Below are 20,154 nucleotides of genomic sequence, written 5' to 3' on the forward strand. Positions count from 1 at the left end.
GGTTCTCCTTCCGAGATGATGCATGTCAGACTGAAATATTGAGATGGCCCATCCGTGCGGGCCTGACCGTGGCGGGGGTGACGGCGCTCTCCTCTGCCTGAAGAGACGGTTCCTGCCGGGCTGGAACAGGCACATCATCTCCCGAGCGGGAGCGCTGTTCCTGGGAGCTGCCGCCTTGCCCTCCAGAGAAAAAGGCACCGGCCTGCTGCCCTGAAGACTGATGCCCCCCCTGCCACTGATGCTGCGGCATGTTCTGCTCCTGGCCTCCGGCCATATGGCCGGCATCGGCAGGCAGGACATCAATCTTCATCAGGCTGGCATGAAGGCCTGCCTCATCCAGCTCTCTGGCCAGAACATGATGTGTTTTCTGAAGGGCCTCGGTCGTGCCATCATCCTGGCCCTGCAAGGAAAGGGCCGACAGACCTGCTGCGGAGCGGTCCAGCTGCACATGAACCGGCGTTGAATCCGCTGTCATGACGGTCATGGTCAGCGTCCCGGCCTGCCCGGCAGTCGCCCGCCCTGCCAGCACACCAGCTGCGGAACCACCTGTCTGAAGGGCAGAAAGACCTGTTTCTGCAGCGGCCTGCCGTGCTTCATGCGATGTCACGCCCGCTGTCACGCCACGGGTTTCCGGCTGGATGATGTGCCCCTCGGAGGATGTCACAAGGCCAGCGAAGGACGACAGGCTGCCCTGCACCTCCTGCCCGCCATCCCCACCAGAGCCTCCCGTCACCCCGGCACTCTCATGCCCGGGCATGTCCTGCCCCTCACCGGAAGCGCCCTGGTCGCCATGACCAGCAGAAAACGCCTCCGATTCTCCAGACGAAGCCTTCACCATAAGGCTGAACAGACTGTCTGTTGTCTGGCCCTCAGGCCCGCTGCGCAAATCCCCCTGCCGGGAGGCAGTCACCGTGTTTCCTGCCATGGAAGACGGACCGGACAGGACACCCGCCATGCCGGACTGGAAATTCATCGCCTGCACAGCCGACAGTGCCCTGTCTTTCGGGCCCTGTGTGGCGGCATTCACCATTGTGGGAACCTGTGTGGACTGCCGGGCCAGCAGGGCTGCATCCATCATCCGTCCGGCGGCAGCATGACGGGACGACACGTCATCACGCACCCCGGTATCCTGCCCATGAGAAGACGCCGTATCACCGGACCTGCTGACGAGGCGCATCAGATCCGATGTCGAAACCATGGCAGAACTTCCAGCAGTGCCCGCCGCAGCAGAAGCCTGGGAAAGATGCTCCATGGATGAGAAAGAGGAAATGGCTGTGGCACTGGCCGTAGCATGAGCTGACGCCATGGAAGCCTCACCACCAGCCGGAACCGTACCCAGCCCCGCAAGCGCTGCCACTCCGGCATCACTCCGCCCGCCGGTCATCTGCCCAAGGCTGGAAGACGGCATGGCCGTGGCCGTCCCACCACCCGCCGGGCCAGACTGGGGCTGTCCCGCTTCCATCGTGACCATAGACACCTGAGGGGACGCCATGAGCGCTGCCAGAGACAGACTCTGCGTGGCCAGCCCCTCTGGCGCTACCCCATCATGGGACGACTGATCCCCTGTCATCTGCCGGTCAGCATGAGGCGCTGCCTTTGCGGATGTATCGGCCTTCTGCGACCCGTCCGCTCCGTCCCCCCTGTCGGCGGGAGAAGAAGCCGTCTGATCATCGTGAGCCCCGGCGGCCGGAGCAGATGACCTGCCCTGCGACCTGTCTCCACGATCTGTCCCATCCGTCCCGCCTGTATGAGGGGCGGCCGCCTTGGGCTGGTCCTGATCAGAAGACGGCACATCCGCCCCGTCATGATCGGACGGTGTCTGCCCTGCCAGAACTCCGGCAAAGCCTTTCCCGCCCGATGAAGAGCGCACGGCGCCCCTCCCAGCGGACATGGCCGCCGAAGACCGGCTGCCACCAGCAGAAGGCAGGGGAAGGCTGGAGAGTGAAGGACGGGGCATTACCATGGCGTTCTCACATTCATTCAGGCAGCATCATGTCTGTCAGGTCAGCTCACTCAACATGCTGTCGACTTCTGCAAAGCCGGGCATGAATTCTTCCGGGATGTCCTTGCGGCCAATCTCGATGCACACCTGCGGCGGCTGCCCCTGCAGGTACGCCACCAGCACGGTGCGGATCGTTTCATAATAACGATTGTCCATCTTCACGATGGCCTGCATCCGCGAGGCCAGCGGCCCGACCACACCATAGGCCAGCAGCACCCCGAGAAAGGTTCCCACAAGGGCACCGGCAATCATTTCCCCCAGCACGGCAGGCGGCTTGCTGATGGCAGCCATGGTCTTCACCACACCCAGCACGGCCGCCACAATGCCAAGAGCAGGCAGGGCATCGGAAATGCCGGAAAGTGATTCGGCAACGTGAAGATCCTCATGCAGGTTCTTCTTCAGCTCCCTGCCCATGATCTCGTCCAGCTGGTGGCTTTCATCCAGATTCATGCTGATGAGCCGCAGGTAGTCGCAGATCATGTCACGGGTCTTCTCATCCTGCTTGATGCGTGGAGACGTGGCAAAAATGCTGCTTTCCTGCGGCTCTTCAAAATCGTTTTCCAGAGAGGCGATGCCTTTCATGTTGGCCTGCCGCAGCAGGCGGTACATGAGGGCCAGAAGGTCCATGTAGCTCTGCTGACTGTGCCGGGGGCCTTTCACGACCAGCATCAGGTAGCCGAAAACCGACTTCAGCGCTGCCATGCTGTTGCTCATGACAAACACGCCCACGGCAGCCCCCAGGATGGTCAGCAGCTCAAACGGCATGGATGCCAGAAGCGGAGCCAGTGCCCCGCCCGAAGCCGCAAAGGAACCAAACACGCAGAGCAACGCAAAAATCAGCCCACCGATATACAGCATCCTATTGTTCCCCTCTCAAAACGGCTCTGACATCATGACCTATCATCTCTTCCTGCCTGTTCATCGTGCTGCCCCCTGCGGGGGGGCCTGCTGTGTACCGGCCTGAAAGGATGCCGGCAGCGGATGCAGACGATGGATGAGCAGAACAATCCGCCGGTTCTCCGGTGCCTCCGGGTGGGCGGGGTTGGCCAGACTGCGGTCCGCACGCCCTTCCACGCTCCTTATCCGCCGGTCTGGATAACCCGCCCGGACCAGAAGCTCCCTCACACGGTCGGCCCGCATCTCGGAGAGTGTCCAGTTGGACAGGCCATGTGGATTGACCTGCCGCAGATGGTACGGAACACCATCCGTCTCCCCGATGATGGAGATATCTTCCGGCAGGCTGCCAAGCCAGGAACCGATCTGCCCGAGCAGGGCCATGCCTTCCCTGTTGGGCATGGTCTCGCCATTATCGAACATCGGCCTGTGGGCCGTATCCTGCACCTCGATGCGGATTTCATCCGCCCCCATCCTGAAGCCGAGATTATCCTTCAGCTCATTCAGTCCGGCCTGATGGGCCAGGCTGGCCTTCAGCCCTTCCACGGTCTGACGGAGATGGGCATCCTCCTGGGCGGCCTGATGCAGACCTGCCGCCACGCCTTCCGTACCAGCTTCATGGCTGCTCTCATGGTCGGCAGAAGCCCCGGTGGACTGAGCAGCAGAGGCTGGTCCCCCGGCACTGCCATCAGCAGCGGCATTGCCCTGGCCAACCTGGCCAACATTCTCTGCCGCCCCACTCTTCGGCCCTCCGAGAGGAATGATCTCGGGACGGCCGACACTGGCTTCATCCTCATCCGGACGGTCCGCCATACCGGGCGGAAGGATGCTGACGCCACTGGCGGTCAGGATACCCTCACTTGCCCGGCCGCCTCTTGAGCCCTGATCCTCTGGGTGAGTCTCCGAGGAATCCGGCTTCGGCGGCGGCTCATGATCGGAATTGTGCACCGTACGCAGGGAGGAAGGTGCCGAAAGGGGCGAGGTTTCCAGCAGCGCCTGGTCTGATGTCGCCTTGCCCGTCCTGTCCGCCATCGGATTGAAGAACAGGGCAATGCCACGCTTCTGCTCATCCGTGGTGATGTTCAGCAGCCACATGAGAAGGAAGAATGCCATCATGGCTGTCATGAAGTCGGCATAAGCGACCTTCCAGGCACCGCCATGATGCCCTGCCTCCACAACCTCTTCCCGCTTGATGATGATGGGTCGGGCATTCTTCCGGTCAGCCATGGCAGCACCACCACGCCCCCGGGCCACCCATCACCGGCAGGCCACCAACGGTCCTGGCCATCATCAACGGCCCCTGTTATGGGCGATGCCCACACGTACGGACGGCATGCCGGAGAAAGACGCCGTGCCGGTGTGGGTCAACTCAATGGACGTATCCAGCCAGACCTCTCCACCAATCTCCCGCCAGCGTTTGCAGAACGTGTAATCTTCACTGAGATAGGTACCGCTCTCGGTATCCACGCTGCCCTCGAACAGGGCAAACCGTCGGCCATCCTCACCCTCGGGGGCATCAATGCGCCTGTATTCCAGCTCGGGATAGGCCTTGATCATGCGGCTGACCGCATGACGGCTGATCATCATGAATCCCGTCCCGGCATAGGCGGTCTGCAACAGCGGGCCACGTTCATAGGTCTCATGCATGGCCGCCGTCTCGCCCACATAACGCAAAGAGGCTGTCTGCTGGCGTTCCCCGGCAAGAATGTTGTGTTTTGTTTCTTCGTCCCAGAACCGCTCACGCAGTGGGTACATCCCGGCCACCACATCTTTCCCTGTTTCAAACAGACGTGTCGGGGCATTGGCGGGGAAGCTGATGTCAGCATCGACAAAAAGGATGTGCGAACAGTCTGACCGGAAATAGAAATTGGAAAGCAGTGTATTGCGTGCCCGTGTCACGAGGGCATCATCACCGACATGCATGACCGTCATGGGGATGCTCTGACCGCTGGAGGCATAACCGATGACGGACAGCATGTAGCCTGTCGTCACCATCCCGCCAAAGCAGGGCGTCGCCAGCATGATCTTGCCTGAAGGCGTGGTCCCCATCTGCATCGTTGCGATTCCCTCCATGAAGTATGCCCATGCGAAAAGGACATGAAAAAATAAGTTTAATCATGGAAATACCGCAGCGAATTGTTGAGTCTCAAGGATTTTATAAGGAATAATATTAAATGATTGCCAAAACCACGCCCATGTAATCCTGATGGAACCAGATGGAAGCCTTTTCGTCATGGGAAGGAAATGTTCTGTTTACAGTTCCAGCTCTTCCAACATCTTCTGATGCTGCGCCCGTTCATCAAGAGCCACCTGTTCCTGCTGTCGCAGCCTGTCTGCCTGCTCCAGCCTGTCCTGCCGCAGCAGGCCATCCGTCGCCTCCTGTGCACGCACGCAGTCCATCACCCGGCCACGGGCTGCAGTACTTACCGCCCTGGCATTGTCCAGCGCCTGTTCCAGACGGTCCATCTCTTCCTGTGCGATGGGCAGCCAGTACCGGTATCCGTTCCACAGGGTCAGGTCCTGCGCTTCTTCCTCCCGGGCCTGACTGACAAGAATCCGGTTCTCCTGCATCTGGGCCTTCAGCTCGCTTATGCTGTTCTCAAGGCGTTTTTCCTCGGCCAGACAGTGGGCCAGCTCTGTACGGGCCAAAGTCGTGTTACGCTTCTGGAGGGTAAGCAGAGATGTCAGGGCCTTGAGCCGTGCCGGTTTCATGACGTTCCCTCCTCACACGTCAGGCGGGGTGCGCTTCTACACGCTCACCCTGTGAGAGAAGCTCCCGCAGACCGGCAAAAGAGTCCTCAAGGGAGACACGCTCCGTCTTTTTCTGGATGAGGAATTCTTCCAGCTGGGGGCCAAGCTGTACGGCCAGATCGGCTTCCGGATCATTCCCAGCCTTGTAGGCGCCCAGCCGGACAAGGTCCCGCACCTCATCCCACTGGGACAGAAGACGCCGTGCCCGGACTGTCAGCTCATTTTCACTCTCGCTGTTGCAACCCGGTACGGAACGGGACAATGACCGCAGAACATTGATGGCCGGATACCGGCCCGATTCAGCAATGGAGCGTTCCAGCACCACATGACCATCAAGAATCCCCCGTACCGTGTCCGTCACCGGTTCGTTCTGGTCATCCCCTTCCACGAGAACGGAGAAGAAAGCCGTCATCTGGCCTGCCTGGCCCTGTTCATCCAATGCACCGGGGCCAGCACGCTCCAGCAGGCGAGGCAGAGTTGCAAACACGCTGGGCGGATAACCACGGGTAGCAGGCACCTCTCCGGCTGAAAGACCTATCTCCCGCAGGGCCTGACAGAAGCGGGTCACACTGTCCATCAACAGCAGGACGGACTTGCCCTGATTGCGGAAATGCTCCGCCACGGCCATGGCGCTATAGGCAGCCTCCCGCCGCATGAGGGCGGAACTGTCCGAAGTAGCGACAACAAGCACGGACTTGGCCAACCCCTCCGGCCCCAGGTCATCCTCCATGAACTCCCGGACTTCCCGGCCCCGTTCCCCCACGAGAGAAATGACCGTGACATCGCAGGCCGTCTCCCGGGCCAGCATCCCCATGAGCGTGGATTTGCCCACACCGGAGCCCGCAAAAAGCCCCAGGCGCTGCCCCTGCCGACAGGTCGTGAAGAGGTTCAGGGCCTTGATTCCCAGATCAATCCTTGCCCCCAGCCGGGCCCGTCCGGCGGCTTCCGGCGGGCGGGCATGACGCTGCTGCCGGGCTGCCGATGGCAGAAGAGGCCCTCTACCGTCCAGCGGCTGCCCCATCGGGTCCACAACACGGCCAATCCATGATTCATTGACCGCCAGCCCGCCAGACAGACCCTGCCGCCCCTGGCCGTGAAGTTCATGAAAGACCGGACAGCCGGCCCCGATTCCTTCTATGGATTCGTAGGTCATCGCCAGTGCCTGACCATGGCGGAAGGCAATGATTTCCGCCAGAATGTCCCGGCCATCCAGCGTCCTGATGCGTATCTGGTCCCCTACGGCCGTAAAGGACGCCAGACCATCCACCGTCACGCACAAGCCAGAGACATCCACCACATGCCCGGTCAGCTCCCCTATGGGGGCATCCTCCGCAGCGGGGCGGATGGTCCCTGTCAGGGTCTCCATGAGATCCTTCTGCCGGGCAAGCTGGACGGAGAGCATCACATGGCGTTCCCGCACGGCCCGGCACTGGATTTCAATATCCGGCAGGGTGAGGGCTCCGGGCATCAGAAGAGACCGGAGGACGAAGTCCCGCCATCACCGCTACCCCCAAACAGGGCGAGGATGCCGTCTCCACCATCATCCCCACCAAAAAGATCGATCATGCTGGCCGGCTTGTCATCACTGTTATAGCTGGGGTGAATCTGCAACTGCGTCAGGTACCGTTCGGCATAGCGCTGGACATTCTCCGGCTGCGAGAAGGTCTTCATGTCAACCTTGTTGCTGATGATGCGCTTCTGCTGGTCGAAATCCAGAGCCCCGAACTGGTCCGGATCATACCCGCTGACAACCTCTGCCACACGCAGCAGGGTCGGGTCCGCCATGAGGTCATCCACCGTCTTGATCTTGCCGGACTGCATCCTCCGGGTGAAATAGAGCGCATCCCCCACGCCATTCTTCTGCTGGGCATCGCTTGTCTCGTACTGGCGCTGCTCGTAGGCACTCACCGTCGATGCCATCATGTCTGAAGTAAAAGGCGTTGCACTGGCCGTGCCATGCCCCGCCCCCATGCTGGCGAAGGCATCAGCAAAAGCCAGCCAGCTGGCATTCCGGGAGGTCTGGGCCAGAGAAGAGGAGGAGGTGGGGTCCTGCGTCAGCAGGGCCTTTTCCACAGCCTGCTGCCCGCTGAGGGAACTGAGATTATAGGCCTTCAGCACCACCTGATTGGCAGAGTAGTTGCTCATGAGCTGCTTGGCCGTGGTGATGGATGGTGCCTTGTCCTGGAAGTCCGACACCATGCGTTTGGCCGTAGTGTCGCCCTTCACGCTGTCAGCTGCTGTCTGGACCTCATTTTTCTGGGCCATAAGAAACTGTGCCACGGGTGAAATGCCACCAAGCCCCATAAGCCGCCTCCTCCATAAAACCATAAGGCTGGCACGACATCTGCCAGCATCTGGCCTCACATTAAAACACGAATGATTAATGCAAGGATAAAATGATCATGTTTTAACCATAACAGATATGGCATGACCTGGAAACATGCCATATCTTCGCAACACGACATGAAACAGGCCTGTCATGACAAGAAGGATATTCATGAAACATTACGTCATCAGCCTCGCCCGAACACCAGACCGGCTTGAGAGGTTCCGGCGGGTCAACCGGCATGGCCCTGACATCACTCATGCGCCCGGCATTGATGGCAAAACGCTGGACAAACAGGATGCCATACAGGCCGGCCTTCTGGCACAGGACTGCCACTTCACGGCCGGAGCCATTGGCTCGGGGCTGACCCATGTTGCCCTGTGGGGAACAGTCGCCCAGAGCGGAGAGCCTGCCAACATCTTTGAAGATGACGCTTTTCTCTGCCAGAATTTTGAACAGAAGAGCCAGCAGATCATCCAACAGCTGCCGGAAGACTGGGAGATCATCCTGTGGGGACAGAATTCGGATGCCCCTCTCCATTATGAGGTTCTGCCGGGGCAGACAGACTGTTTCGCCTATTTCAACCAGGATGATGTTCGCTGCGGCATTGAGGAATTCCGGCACCAGACGGTCGAGACACTTCCTTTCCGCCTGAAGCAGGCCTTTGGCATCTGTGGTTACGCCCTGTCTCCCCGTGGGGCCGTCTCCCTCATGAAACGCTGCCTGCCCATGACCACACTGCCCATCAATTACCCTTCACTGGGCAACAGGACCCTGATGAGCACCAGTGTCGACCATCTCATGAACCGCCATTATGCCGACATGAAGGCCTATTGCTGTGTGCCGCCCCTGGTTCTGACGGACAATCAGACAGCCAAAAGCCTGAACCGGGAGTGACAACCATGGCCCTGACCATCCCCTCACCCTCTGCCATGGCGAGACATGCCTGCACGGCCCTGCTCGGCCTGGCTCTGGCTGGCTGCGTACGACCGGCCGCCCCCTATCTGGAGAAAGGCAGCCTGCTCAGCCATGCCGGATTTGTCGCCCACCCGGCCAACACGACCGCCCGTTTTGCCCTCATGAACAGCCTGCCACCTGGTAGCCTGACCTACCGCATGGCCCCGAGCGGGCAGCGCATCTACCTCTATGCTGACCCACTGGCCTGTGGCTGTGTGTATATGGGGGATGAAACCGCCTATGGCACCCTTCAGGCCCACATGCAGGCCATCATGCAGCGCAAACACGCCCATCATCCACCGCAGGACCCGCCCCTGCCCGCCATGACGGCTGAAAATTACCGGGATACAACCTCATGGGACTGGACCGTCTGGAGCCCGGCCGCAGACCCGGACAACAACCAGCCACGCCACATGATCGGCGGATACTGGTAAAAGAGACGCAACGGGCCTTTGGCCCGTTGCTCAGGCCCGGTCATTCAGTGAAAGTGACCCGCAGGACGTATCAGATCCCACCTCGCCCGTCCGGCCATAGCCATGACGGTTGGCCTCCACCGCACTTTCAATGAGCAGCTTCATCACGGCCTCCTGCGTGACAAGAGCCTGCTGCAACAGCTCCCCATTCTGGGCAGCAATTTCAGTAAAACGCCTCTGCACCTGCCGAAAGGCAGGAGAAAGATTCTCCACCCGTACATCATGCTTCCGTGCCCTGGCCACAAGGGCTGTCAGCTCTTCCATGGTCGCTGTCTTTTCAGGCAGAAGTGCTGCAGCAGCTGACACGTCATTATCCTGAAGAAAGCGGTTTTCCTGCGCCATGATGTCCGCGGCCCGGGCAAAACTGCCCATCAGATGGGGCAGGAAAGAGCCGTCCAGTTCATCCTCGTCCCGTCTGGAAAAATGCCCGGCAAGCCGACGTGCGGCTTTGCCAAGCCTCTGCAATGTCACGGTCTGTATCCTCCTGTCCTGTTGCTGGGATGTATGCTGCTGGCCTGGGCGGCCTGCTCCTGCATGGCCTTCATCCGGCCATAAACCTGATGGGCAATCCCTATCCCCCCGCTACGGGCAACCTCCTTGCCCAGTTCCAGCACCTGCATGGAGCGGAACTGCTTCTCGGCATTGCCTCCCCCAAAGGGCGCTGCGGAATTGTCCACCGTATCGAACATGGGCTGAAGCATTTCTCCCAGCGCCATGGCCTCAAAATCCCGGGCCGTTTTACGGACCCTGTTTTCATCCTGCGGAGACATGGGATGGCTCCGGTCTGCCTGCTTTCCGGCAGACGGGGCCGCCACATGCGCAGACGCCGCATGTGAGACTGACGAAATACTCATGAACCGGTATTTTCTCCTGTAAAAGACAGACAGTCAGACTGGATTCATCCCTGCGATCAGCGCACTTCCAGCTCAGCCTGCAAGGCACCGTCCGCCTTGATGGCCTGGAGAATACTGATCATGTCTCTGGGGCCAACCCCAAGGGCATTCAGGCCCGTTACAAGATTGGCCAGGGAGGGGCCATCAGAGAGAATGCCCATCCTGTGTTCACGATCGGTCGTGGCATTGATCTGCGTCCTGGGCACGACAGCAGTCTGCCCTGCACCAAAGGCGTTGGGCTGGACAACTTCAGGGCTGTTGGTCACCTGCACGGTCAGGTTCCCCTGGGCAATGGCCACCGTGGTGATACGGACATTATCCCCGATGACGATGGTCCCAGCGGCTTCATCCACGATGACCTTGGCCATCGTGTCCGGCGTGACGGTCAGATCCCCGATCTCATACAGGGCCTCGGAGACGTTGCGCCCGGCCAGGTTGACGGCCACCGTCCTGGGATCATCCACCCGGGCTGTCCCCCGGCCCATGTGCCGGTTGATGACATCGGCAATGCGAACCGCCGTCGTGTAATTCGAATTCTTGAGAGACAGATGGATCACCCCACCAGCCCCCAGCAGAACGGGCACTTCCCGCTCCACCACGGCACCATTGGCGATGTGCCCACTGGTTGGCACATTACGGGTGGCGACGGCCCCCGGCCCTCTGGCCGTGAAGGCGTTCGTCACCAGCGACCCCTGCGCCACGGCATAAACCTCACCATCTGCAGCCTGAAGAGGCGTCACGATCAGCGTACCGCCTGTCAGGCTCTGGGCATCACCCACGGCAGAAACCGTTACGTCAATCCGGCTGCCACCATGCGAGAACGGCGGCAGACTGGCTGTCACCATGACAGCGGCCGTGTTGTGTGTCTGCAGCTGGATGGCCTTGTCCCGGATATTGACACCAAGACGGTTGAGCATGCCGACCAGGGTTTCACGGGTAAAAAGCGTATTGGTCAGCCGGTCCCCGGTGCCGTTCAGACCGACAACAAGCCCATAACCGACGAGCTGGTTGTCCCGGATTCCTTCATAATCCACAATATCCTTGATACGGACCGCAGAGGCATGGGCTGAGCCACCCGAAAACATGCCAGACAGCACGCATCCGAAGATCGCCAGCATCATACAGCGACAGGCAGGCCGAATCCCATCCAGACTTCGGGACAGCCAGGCGCAACAGCTCTTCAAAAACATCAAGCATAGTCTCCTACGCTCCAACTTAACCTTATATATGGATTATACAAGGAAAATTATTTAATGGTATTCCTTGGTTACCCTGAAAGTCCGTCAAAAGAAAGCCTTGAGAGACCCATGACCTCCATCTTTCAGCATGACAAACCCGGGCGCTGGCTCCACCTCGCCCTCTGGCGGGTCCCGGGGCTTCTTCTGGGCATGTTCCTGACCCCGCCTGCCATGGCCCAGATTTCACTCCCCCCCATGGACCCCACCCAGTCCCGCCTCTGCCGCACTGCCACGGAGCAGGTAGAACGGGCCCTGCGACTGCCGGATGGTTTCCTTTCGGCCATCAGCCGGGTGGAAACAGGCCGCCCGGATGGCAATGGCACCCTCACCCCATGGCCATGGAGCATCAATGTTGCCGGGACAGGTCACTATTATGCCTCACGCCAGGAAGCGGTAGAGGCTGTAAAAGCCTTCCAGCAGCAGGGCATACAGTCCATTGATGTCGGCTGCCTTCAGGTCAATCTCCTCCACCATCCAACAGCCTTCCCCTCTCTGGATACAGCCTTCGACCCCTACAGCAATGCCCGCTATGCTGGCCTGTTTCTCCAGAAAATGAAGGACCAGACCGGCAGCTGGCCACGGGCCGCTGCTGCTTATCATTCACAGACAGGCACCCTGGGCACGACCTACCTGCAACAGGTTCTCCAGCAATGGGCCACACCGCTGGACACGCCTCTGCCACACCCCCCTCTTTCCACATCGCCACATCCCGCTGTGGCGGCTGTCATGACTGGCGATCATTCTGGCGCTGGTCAGAACCACCCGGTGCAGACGACCAGGCCGTACCGGCCCTTCGTCATCAGGCCGGCATCAGCCTCCCCATCAGGGACCGGCATAACCCACGCCACTACAGGGCCCGCCAGTTTTCTGGCCGCTCTCCGCCATCGGGAAACAACACGCCCCCTGCCCCCTGTGGCGCAGCCTGCTGCTGCGGCCACACCGGGACAGGCTCCCTCACAGGGGCATCGTCCTTTCCGTCCCTTCCGGGGTTATTTCCGCCCTGCCATGCCCCCACCACCGCACCAGCGAATGAAAAGCTCACAGAATGGCCGGAGTCTTGCCGCCTACCGGGCCATGCCCGTCCACGCTGCCAGCAATGTCCCTTACGCCACGGCCTACTGACCATTCCGACAGAAGTGGCCCTCAGCGTCTGATATGACCAAGCAGCTCCACCATCACCTGTGACAGGCTGGCAAAGCCCTCCTGAAGCTGTGCCACCTGCCGGGACAGCTGCCCAAGCTGGGAACGCCCCAGATGATTCCCCTGGATGAAACCGGCCTGCATCTGTCTCAGGCGGTCTCCCCCCTGCATGGCCTTCCGGATGATGTCGTTCTTGTAGGCCAGCACGTAATCATGGGTCACCTCATGCTGGCTGGCATCATTGGCGTCACCAGTCGCAAGACGGTGATGGTATGAACAAAGGCACTCTTCCAGAATCCCGACCTCACCCGCCATCATGACACGCAGGAAGAGATCGTGGTCCTCGACGTAATCCAGCCGCGTTTCCACTCCACCCGCCACCGCCAGGGCCGCCCGGCGGAACAGGAAGGTGATCGGCATGATGACATACATGTGGGAGAGATACAGGCCGTAATCCACCAGCGAGCCACTCTTGCGGCCAAACTGGTCCGTCTTCCTATCCGTGATGATCCGTCCATCCTCGATACGTTCATACACGTCATAATTGCTGGTCGTGACACCAGCATAGAAACCCGTCCCGTCCCGCTCCAGAAAGGCGACCGTCTCTGCCAGGAAAGAAGACTCCAGCGTGTCATCATCATCATGGATGAGAATATAAGGCTCGTCGGACACGGCCAAGGCAAGGGCCAGTGCCTTGCTGCGTCCGACAGACCGGGGCAGGTCCACGCAGGAAAGGCGCTCCCCCCATGATGGGCCACACTCTGCAACGCAGGCCCGCAGGGCGGCCATGTCTCCCCCGTCATTGATGATATGGATACGGAAGTCCTGAAAGCTCTGCGCCCTCAGTGTTTCCAGAGCCCGACGCAGAAAAACGGGACGGTTTTTCGTGCGCAGCAGGATGGCTACCTTATAAGATGACATGGCTCAGCCCTCCGCAATCCGCCGTCTCAGGGAGACGGCCACATCCTTCAGAACAGGGGCAAGAGACAGCTCCTGCGCCCGGAAAATATGCATGGTCGGGTACCACGGGGTGCGGTCACCTTCATCACCCCACCGCCAGCAGGCATCCCATCGACTGACCAGCCAGACTTCCCGGCCCAGTGCCCCAGCCAGATGCAGCGGGGCCGTATCAACGGAAATGACAAGGTCCAGACTTTCCATCAGGGCAGCCGTATCCGCCATGTCCTGCACGTGTCCCATCAGATCATGCACGACCGCTCCCTGCCTCTCCACTGGCTCCAGCTCTCCCCGCCGGTCGCCATACTGAAGGCTGAACAGATCAGCCTCCACCGGCCCGAGGGCCTCCATCATCTCCGCAAAGCTGCTGGAACGCCGCCTGTCTGCAGCCACATCCTGTGCGCTGGACCGAGAATCCCCTGCCCAGACGAGCCCTACACGCAGGCGCCGCCCGGCGGGGCTGTGCCCCCCTGCCCGGCCACCCTGTGCCACGGCCTGCTCCACAAGTCGGGCAAAATGCTCCCGCCGCCGCACCGGAACTTCCAGATAGGGACTGAAAGCCGGAATATCAGCCACGTGCCTGAGATGACAGAGATAGGGAAGGTCCGGTATCGGGCAGGAAAAATCATACTCTGCCACGCGCTCCGGATGGTCCAGAAGCTCCGTGATAAGACAGACCTGCACCATGGGGTAGCTTTCCCTCAGCAGCCGGGCCAACGATGGCAGAACGGCCAGCGTGACCCGCCCTGCCCGGCGGACGATCTCCGGCAGGAAGCGGATGAACTGGATCGTATCGCCAAGCCCCTGCTCCTGATAGAAAAGAAGGTGGCGCCCTTCCAGCGGAACATCGTTCGTCAGTCTGGGCAGGTCCTGATAGAACCAGCAGTTCAGGCTCGGAATACGGGGCACACGCCTTACATAGCGGGCAAAGCCCTCCTCATACTCACCGGCTTTCAACAGGGCGATGGCATAGCCGAAGGAAACAGCCTCATGCCGGGAGGACAGCTCCATTCCCCGGCGATAATAGGCCAGGGCATCCCGGGAGCGGTTCAGCCGTCCCAGAGCGCAACCCATGTTGTTGTACAGCGAGACGGAGGGCGGTCCATCCGCAAGCCAGGCCAACAGCACCTGCTCAGCCTGATCCGCCAGCCCCGCCTCCAGCAGGGCCATTGAAAGATGCTCCCCGACAAGCACCCGATGTTCTGGCAGAGTCCGGGCAACATCCATGAAGAGGGCCATGGCCTCTTCCCGTTCGCCCGCCACCATGAGCGCCCCTGCCAGAAAAATCTTCACCTCGCCCCGCATGGAGGCCATGGCGGGTTCCGCCTCCGGCATCAAAAGCAGAGCCTTGCGGAAGACGGCAATCACCACCTCATGCCGAGGGGTGAAACGGACAAGAAAAAGGCCCGCCGCAAGAATGAGCGCCACATCCTGCGTCCCCTGGGCAATCTGTATGGCCAGACTGACAGCCTGGTCTCCCTCACCACGGGCAACAAGCTGCTGGCAGCAGGCTGTCACTTCCTGCGGGGTCAGCGCAGTCTGACCAGCCTCATGACTGCCATCTTCCACCCTGCCATGCTGCTCTGCTCCTGCCATCATGCTGCCTTTCTTCATGCCTTGAACCATCAATGACCTGACAGGTCATGTTCATGGCAAAACAACATGTCCCCATAAACCTTGATGGGCAAGACTTTAATGGCTAAATTGCAAACTCATAGATAACAGGCCTTAATAAACCTTGTTGCCACCTTCCCTACCCGTCACCCAAGCCGGGGAAGGCAGCACATCATCAGTCAGGATGACAATGCCCGCTCCTTCTTCTTCCCCGCAACGGTCAGGTTCTCCCGCCCCCAAGGCGGCTCCCGGTGCAGGGGGAGCTGGCGGACTGGGCGGAAGGCTGGGCACGCTGATACGGAACCCGGCAGACCTCTTCACACCCAACGGAGCGGCCTCCCGTCTTGCCGCCCGCCTGCCCGGCACCGACATCCTGCTGGCGCTGGGCGTGATCCTGCTCATCTCCATCCTCATCGTACCGCTCCCCACGCTGATCCTGGATGTCGGGCTTTCACTGTCCATCACCTCATCCGTGCTGATCCTCATGGTGGCGCTGTTTCTGGAACGGCCTCTGGACTTCACGTCTTTCCCCACATTGCTGCTGCTGACGACCATGTTCCGTCTCTCGCTGGAAGTGGCGACAACACGGCTCATCCTCAGCCATGGCAATGAAGGTGCCTATGCAGCCGGGCATGTTGTCGCCTCCTTTGGCGGCTTTCTCATGGGCAATGATGTGGTGATCGGCGGGATCGTCTTCTGCATCCTGCTGGTGGTGAACTTCATGGTCATCACCAAGGGGTCGGGCCGCATTGCGGAGGTCTCGGCCCGCTTCTTCCTCGATGCCATGCCCGGCAAACAGATGGCCATTGATGCCGACCTCGCCTCAGGGGCCATCAATGAGCGTGGTGCCCGCTCCAAACGCAAGGAACTGGAAGAGGAAAGCTCCTTCTACGGAGCCATGGATGGTGCTGCCAAATTTGTCCGCAATGATGCCATTGCCGGAATCCTCATCACCGCCATCAACATTCTGGGCGGTCTGACCATCGGCGTGCTGCGCCATGGCATGCCCATCAGTGAGGCGGCACAGACCTTCACCACCCTGACCATCGGTGATGGTCTCGTCTCCCAGATTCCCGCCCTGCTGGTCTCGCTGGCCGCCGGTATCGTCGTCACGAAGGGCGGTACGGATGGCTCGGCAGACGTAACACTTTTCCGCCAGCTGGCGGGCAATGCCAAGCCGCTGGCCATTGCGGCCACCCTGTCAGCCCTGTTTGCCGTCATGCCCGGCCTGCCGGCTTTCCCCTTCCTCATGATTGCCGCCGTGGCCGGGATCGGGGCGTGGATCCGCTACAGGACTCCCCGGCAGGATGAAGGTGAGGAAGCCCTCACCCAGCCCGCCGCTCCCACCACGCAACCCATTTCCGACCTTCTGAAAATCGACCTCCTGCGGCTGGAAATCGGTTATGGCCTGCTCCCGCTGGCCAGCGGGGACAATGCCCAGATCACCAAACAGATCAAGGCCCTGCGCCGCAAGATGGCAGCGGACATGGGCTTCATTACGCCATCCGTGCGGATTCAGGACAACATCCAGCTGCCGACGGACCGTTACGTCATCAAGCTCAAGGAAATCGACATTGCCTCGGGTGAGGTCAGGCCCAACCACCTGCTGGCCATATGCCCGTCCCACAAGAATGGGCAGGCCCCCCTGCCGGGTGAGAAGACAACCGAACCCTCCTTCAACCTGCCTGCCATATGGATTGATCCCGACCTGAAGAAACAGGCCACAGACCAGGGATACACAGTGGTGGACCCGGTCACTGTCATCATCACCCACCTGACGGAATCCATCAGCCAGAATCTGGGCGATCTGCTGACCTATGCCGCCACGCAGTCCCTGCTGGATGATCTGCCACAGGAAGAGCAGAAGCTCGTCAACGACCTCATCCCCTCACAGGTGTCCCTCAGCACGGTCCAGCGTGTTCTCCAGTCCCTGTTGCAGGAGCGCATCTCCATCCGTGACCTGCCCACCATTCTTGAAAGCATACAGGAAGGCCACGCCCTGGCCGCCAAGGGCATCAAGGCCCTGACAGCCCATGTCCGCATCCGCCTCGCCCGACAGATATGCAACAGCTATGTCGGGCCCTCTGGCTGCATTTCCATGATCACCCTCTCTGCAGACTGGGAGAGCAACATCCTCAACAACACGGTCGGACAGGGGGATGACCGCACGCTGGCCATGCCCCCAGCCATGCTGGACCGCTTCGTCACGGCCCTGCGCCGTGCCTTCGACCAGACAGCCACGCTGGGGGAAATGCCCGTCATTGTCACGACCTCCGCCACACGGGATTCCGTGCGTATGATCGTGGACCGAATCCGCCCTTCGGTTGCCGTCATGGCACAGGCGGAAATCTATCCCCGGACCCGCATCCGTACCGTCGCCACAGTGAACTGACTGGCCCCGACAGACTGAAACCCCTCCAACACCGGACCTGACCCATGACCAGCTTTTCCTCCACCCAGACATCTCCCCAGCATCACACCGCCACAGGTGCTTCCGGCATGGCTGGCGGAGATGTCGCCCTGCCCGCCAATGCCCTGAGCATACCGGAGATTCTGGCGTGGCATTCCATCCCGCAGGAACTGATCAATGCCATGGCAGGCAGCAGCCTGGCGGCAGGGCTGGAACGTGTGATCAACTTTTCCCCTTTCCCGCTACGGCTGGGCGTGCCCATGGCACTGGGCGGGGCCTCTGGCTCTGGCAAGTCCCTGACACTGGCCAAACTGGCCGCCCGCTATGCCCGACAGGCCCGGCAGTCCGGCGGGAGGATCAGACGGCCGCTCGTCCTGGCCTGCGACAGCACGCCGGGCAGCTACATCAAGCTGGCCTCCATCCTGCGAGGCTGCGACATTGATCTGATGAAAGCCTATGGCGGCATCAACCCCCGCTTCATCGACAGCTACAACCGCATCATTCTGGTAGATCTGCCGGGGCTCTGCGTCTATTCCCCCAAGGCCATGAGCGAAATGAAGGATGTCGTGGCCCGTACGGAGGCCAGCCTGTCTCTCGTCATCCCCGCAGGGATGGACCCGGAGGAAAGCACGGATATTGCCGCCGCCTTCCTGCAATGTGGTGCAAAATCAATGATCGCCAGCCGCATGGAACAGTCCGGACGGATCGGCAGCATCATCACCGCCGCCGCCTGCGGCCTGCCACTGACCTATGGCAGCTATTCCGGCAGCATCAATGAAGGCTTTACCCAGCTGACACCGACCATTCTGGCCCGCAGACTTCTGGTCCTGCCGGGGTGAAAGGTGGCAGGGCTACCCCCCGCCAAAGCTACGGACCAGCCCGCCCGACACCATCTGGAACCCATCCACCAGTACAAAGAAAATCAGCTTGAAAGGCAGGGAAATGGTCGGGGGTGGCAGCATCATCATCCCCAGGCTCATCAGCACACTGGACGTGACAAGGTCGATCACCAGAAACGGCAGATAGAGCAGGAAGCCCATCTCGAACCCACGGCTCAGCTCACCGACCATGAAGGCCGGAACAATGACCCGCCATGGTGGAGCCGGAGCAGCTGCTCCATTGGCTGGTGCAGGCTGGGGCTTCAGCCCTGCCAAATGGTAAAAGATGGCCACGTCATTCGGACGGGCATTATGGACCATGAAATCACGGAACGGCTCAGCCGCCGCCTGGAGACCTGCCATCTCCTCCACCCGACCGTCCATCAGGGGTTCAATACCCTGCTGCCATGAGCGCTCCAGCGTCGGCTGCATGACAAACAGGGTCAGGATCAGCGCAAGGGCCACCAGAACCATGTTGGGCGGTGTCCCCTGCGCCCCGATGGCGCTCCGCAACAATGAGAGCGTGATGATGATACGGGTGAAGGCCGTCATCATCACCAGCAGGCTTGGTGCCAGGGACAGAAACGCCACAAGGGCCGTCAGCTGGATCAGACGGCTTGTTGTTCCGGCCTCACCAATTCCACCCCCCTTGCCCATATCCAGCGTGATGGACTGGGCTGTGGCCGAATGGGAAAGTACACACAGCAGCGTTATGCCAGCAGCCAGACAGCACAGCCCCACCGCTCCCAGAACCATGGCGCGCCGCAGGCGTTTCCAGCAGGCTGACATGTCTGCCACCATTCCGGTACCCGAACGGCCTTTCATGATACGATCTGCCCTCATGTCATTTCCTGCCTCTCTTCCGCCACCTGTCCGCACTGTTTCGCCGGCATGGAGGCAGCACCGGCCCCCAGCCAGCCCACGCACAGGTCGGACGGCCCACCTGTCAGAATGATGGCTGTTGCCTGCCGCCCCTCTGCATCCCTGACAGCCACAGAAAAAAGGGTCCGCTTGCCACCGAGCGGTATGGCGTCCTGCACCTTCAGGGCACGATCTTTCAGGCCCTCATCCCGCAACAGGGCTGGCATCCGGTGTTTCAGCCGCCGCAGGCACCAGGGCGTGACAAAGATCAGCCCCACGACCAGCAGAAGAGCCAGAAGCGGATTCATGTGCAGGCCCGTGACAGCCTGCATCATGGCATCCGAGCCGTGCCTCTCTCCCACAGAAGGTGCCATCATGTACTGGCAGAGGAGGACATGATCTCCGTCATCGTCACGGCAATGTTGTCATCCTCAATGATGGTGATCTCGCCACGGGCGATCAGCCTGTCATTGGCGTAGATATCGATGGAAGACCCAAGCTTGCGGTTCAGCGGCACAACGGCACCACGGCCAAGACGGACCAGGTCCCGCACGGGCATCTTCACATCTCCCACCACAGCGGTGATCTTGACCGGGACATCCAGAATCGCTTCCCGCTCCCGTTCCCTGTCCTGCCGACCATCATGCTGGGTGGCGCCCTCCTCCGGCACCTCCGAGGAGAAATCGGCCAGATCGACCTCCGGCGTACTGGTCTGCTGTGTTTCTGGTGCTGTCTCCGGCGTGTTCATATCCTCTGCCAT

At 60.6% G+C, this 20,154-nt stretch carries 20 protein-coding genes; 5 read left to right on the forward strand and 15 right to left on the reverse strand.

All coding sequences use genetic code 11. The annotated features are described in order from the left end of the window. Positions 1 to 25: 25 nt before the first annotated feature. The 7 genes from CPA54_RS05860 to CPA54_RS05890 form a co-directional block, all read right to left on the reverse strand. A complete protein-coding gene (locus tag CPA54_RS05860; protein WP_249085814.1) occupies positions 26 to 1,963 on the reverse strand; it encodes a hypothetical protein in 1,938 nt (645 codons plus the stop codon). Between the two features lie 36 nt (positions 1,964 to 1,999). Beyond that, the gene (gene motA, locus CPA54_RS05865; RefSeq protein WP_043558177.1) at positions 2,000 to 2,860 is read right to left on the reverse strand and encodes a flagellar motor stator protein MotA; all 861 of its coding nucleotides are present in this window, start codon (positions 2,858 to 2,860) and stop codon (positions 2,000 to 2,002) included. 60 nt (positions 2,861 to 2,920) lie between these two features. Further along, the gene (locus CPA54_RS05870) at positions 2,921 to 4,123 is read right to left on the reverse strand and encodes a flagellar motor protein MotB (protein ID WP_143539865.1); all 1,203 of its coding nucleotides are present in this window, start codon (positions 4,121 to 4,123) and stop codon (positions 2,921 to 2,923) included. Between the two features lie 63 nt (positions 4,124 to 4,186). Beyond that, positions 4,187 to 4,969, reverse strand: a complete 783-nt coding sequence (locus CPA54_RS05875) for a hypothetical protein (RefSeq protein WP_227449683.1) — start codon at positions 4,967 to 4,969, stop codon at positions 4,187 to 4,189. Positions 4,970 to 5,149: 180 nt separating this feature from the next. After that, the gene (locus tag CPA54_RS05880; RefSeq protein ID WP_043558171.1) at positions 5,150 to 5,608 is read right to left on the reverse strand and encodes a hypothetical protein; all 459 of its coding nucleotides are present in this window, start codon (positions 5,606 to 5,608) and stop codon (positions 5,150 to 5,152) included. Positions 5,609 to 5,627: 19 nt separating this feature from the next. Beyond that, positions 5,628 to 7,013, reverse strand: coding sequence for a flagellar protein export ATPase FliI (gene fliI, locus CPA54_RS05885; RefSeq protein ID WP_052348932.1), 1,386 nt, complete (start codon positions 7,011 to 7,013; stop codon positions 5,628 to 5,630). Positions 7,014 to 7,114: 101 nt separating this feature from the next. Then, entirely contained in the window at positions 7,115 to 7,927 is an 813-nt protein-coding gene (locus CPA54_RS05890) for a DUF1217 domain-containing protein (RefSeq protein ID WP_249085815.1), read from the reverse strand. 217 nt (positions 7,928 to 8,144) lie between these two features. Between CPA54_RS05890 and CPA54_RS05895 the strand changes: the two genes are divergently transcribed. Continuing rightward, positions 8,145 to 8,870: a glycosyltransferase family 25 protein gene (locus CPA54_RS05895; protein ID WP_043558168.1), complete on the forward strand. Its 726-nt coding sequence runs from the start codon at positions 8,145 to 8,147 to the stop codon at positions 8,868 to 8,870. Between the two features lie 5 nt (positions 8,871 to 8,875). After that, positions 8,876 to 9,364 carry a hypothetical protein gene (locus CPA54_RS05900; RefSeq protein WP_086431294.1) on the forward strand — a complete coding sequence of 163 codons (489 nt, stop codon included), beginning with the start codon at positions 8,876 to 8,878 and terminating at the stop codon, positions 9,362 to 9,364. Positions 9,365 to 9,394: 30 nt separating this feature from the next. Here the strand turns inward: CPA54_RS05900 and CPA54_RS05905 are convergent, their stop codons facing one another. The 3 genes from CPA54_RS05905 to CPA54_RS05915 are packed head-to-tail and all read right to left on the reverse strand — an operon-like array spanning position 9,395 to position 11,417. Continuing rightward, positions 9,395 to 9,874, reverse strand: a complete 480-nt coding sequence (locus CPA54_RS05905) for a hypothetical protein (protein WP_143539866.1) — start codon at positions 9,872 to 9,874, stop codon at positions 9,395 to 9,397. Next, positions 9,871 to 10,257 carry a rod-binding protein gene (locus tag CPA54_RS05910; protein WP_081562786.1) on the reverse strand — a complete coding sequence of 129 codons (387 nt, stop codon included), beginning with the start codon at positions 10,255 to 10,257 and terminating at the stop codon, positions 9,871 to 9,873. The genes CPA54_RS05905 and CPA54_RS05910 overlap by 4 nt, the downstream gene beginning before the upstream one ends. A 56-nt stretch (positions 10,258 to 10,313) precedes the next feature. Continuing rightward, positions 10,314 to 11,417, reverse strand: coding sequence for a flagellar basal body P-ring protein FlgI (locus CPA54_RS05915; protein ID WP_052348903.1), 1,104 nt, complete (start codon positions 11,415 to 11,417; stop codon positions 10,314 to 10,316). A 186-nt stretch (positions 11,418 to 11,603) separates the two neighbouring features. On the opposite strand from CPA54_RS05915, the gene CPA54_RS05920 reads away from it, so the two are divergent. Then, positions 11,604 to 12,656, forward strand: coding sequence for a transglycosylase SLT domain-containing protein (locus CPA54_RS05920; protein ID WP_249085817.1), 1,053 nt, complete (start codon positions 11,604 to 11,606; stop codon positions 12,654 to 12,656). 21 nt (positions 12,657 to 12,677) lie between these two features. On the opposite strand, the gene CPA54_RS05925 is transcribed toward CPA54_RS05920, so the two are convergent. Beyond that, the gene (locus CPA54_RS05925) at positions 12,678 to 13,595 is read right to left on the reverse strand and encodes a glycosyltransferase (protein WP_249085819.1); all 918 of its coding nucleotides are present in this window, start codon (positions 13,593 to 13,595) and stop codon (positions 12,678 to 12,680) included. Between the two features lie 3 nt (positions 13,596 to 13,598). Then, positions 13,599 to 15,230: a tetratricopeptide repeat protein gene (locus tag CPA54_RS05930; protein ID WP_249085821.1), complete on the reverse strand. Its 1,632-nt coding sequence runs from the start codon at positions 15,228 to 15,230 to the stop codon at positions 13,599 to 13,601. Between the two features lie 205 nt (positions 15,231 to 15,435). On the opposite strand from CPA54_RS05930, the gene flhA reads away from it, so the two are divergent. After that, positions 15,436 to 17,637 carry a flagellar biosynthesis protein FlhA gene (gene flhA, locus CPA54_RS05935; RefSeq protein WP_081847639.1) on the forward strand — a complete coding sequence of 734 codons (2,202 nt, stop codon included), beginning with the start codon at positions 15,436 to 15,438 and terminating at the stop codon, positions 17,635 to 17,637. A gap of 44 nt (positions 17,638 to 17,681) precedes the next feature. Then, positions 17,682 to 18,494, forward strand: a complete 813-nt coding sequence (locus CPA54_RS05940; protein WP_043558159.1) for a hypothetical protein — start codon at positions 17,682 to 17,684, stop codon at positions 18,492 to 18,494. A 12-nt stretch (positions 18,495 to 18,506) separates the two neighbouring features. Here the strand turns inward: CPA54_RS05940 and fliP are convergent, their stop codons facing one another. The 3 genes from fliP to fliN all read right to left on the reverse strand — a co-directional run bounded on the left by fliP (position 18,507) and on the right by fliN (position 20,154). Continuing rightward, positions 18,507 to 19,289 carry a flagellar type III secretion system pore protein FliP gene (gene fliP, locus CPA54_RS05945; protein ID WP_086431366.1) on the reverse strand — a complete coding sequence of 261 codons (783 nt, stop codon included), beginning with the start codon at positions 19,287 to 19,289 and terminating at the stop codon, positions 18,507 to 18,509. An 83-nt stretch (positions 19,290 to 19,372) separates the two neighbouring features. Then, on the reverse strand, positions 19,373 to 19,771 hold the full coding sequence (locus tag CPA54_RS05950) for a hypothetical protein (protein WP_143539868.1): 399 nt from the start codon (positions 19,769 to 19,771) through the stop codon (positions 19,373 to 19,375). Beyond that, positions 19,768 to 20,154 (reverse strand): flagellar motor switch protein FliN, encoded by a 387-nt coding sequence (gene fliN / locus CPA54_RS05955; protein WP_227431519.1) that lies wholly within the window; start codon positions 20,152 to 20,154, stop codon positions 19,768 to 19,770. The genes CPA54_RS05950 and fliN overlap by 4 nt, the downstream gene beginning before the upstream one ends.

It is taken from the genome of Parasaccharibacter sp. TMW2.1890 (assembly GCF_023337645.1).
Taxonomy (GTDB): Bacteria; Pseudomonadota; Alphaproteobacteria; order Acetobacterales; family Acetobacteraceae; genus Bombella; species Bombella apis.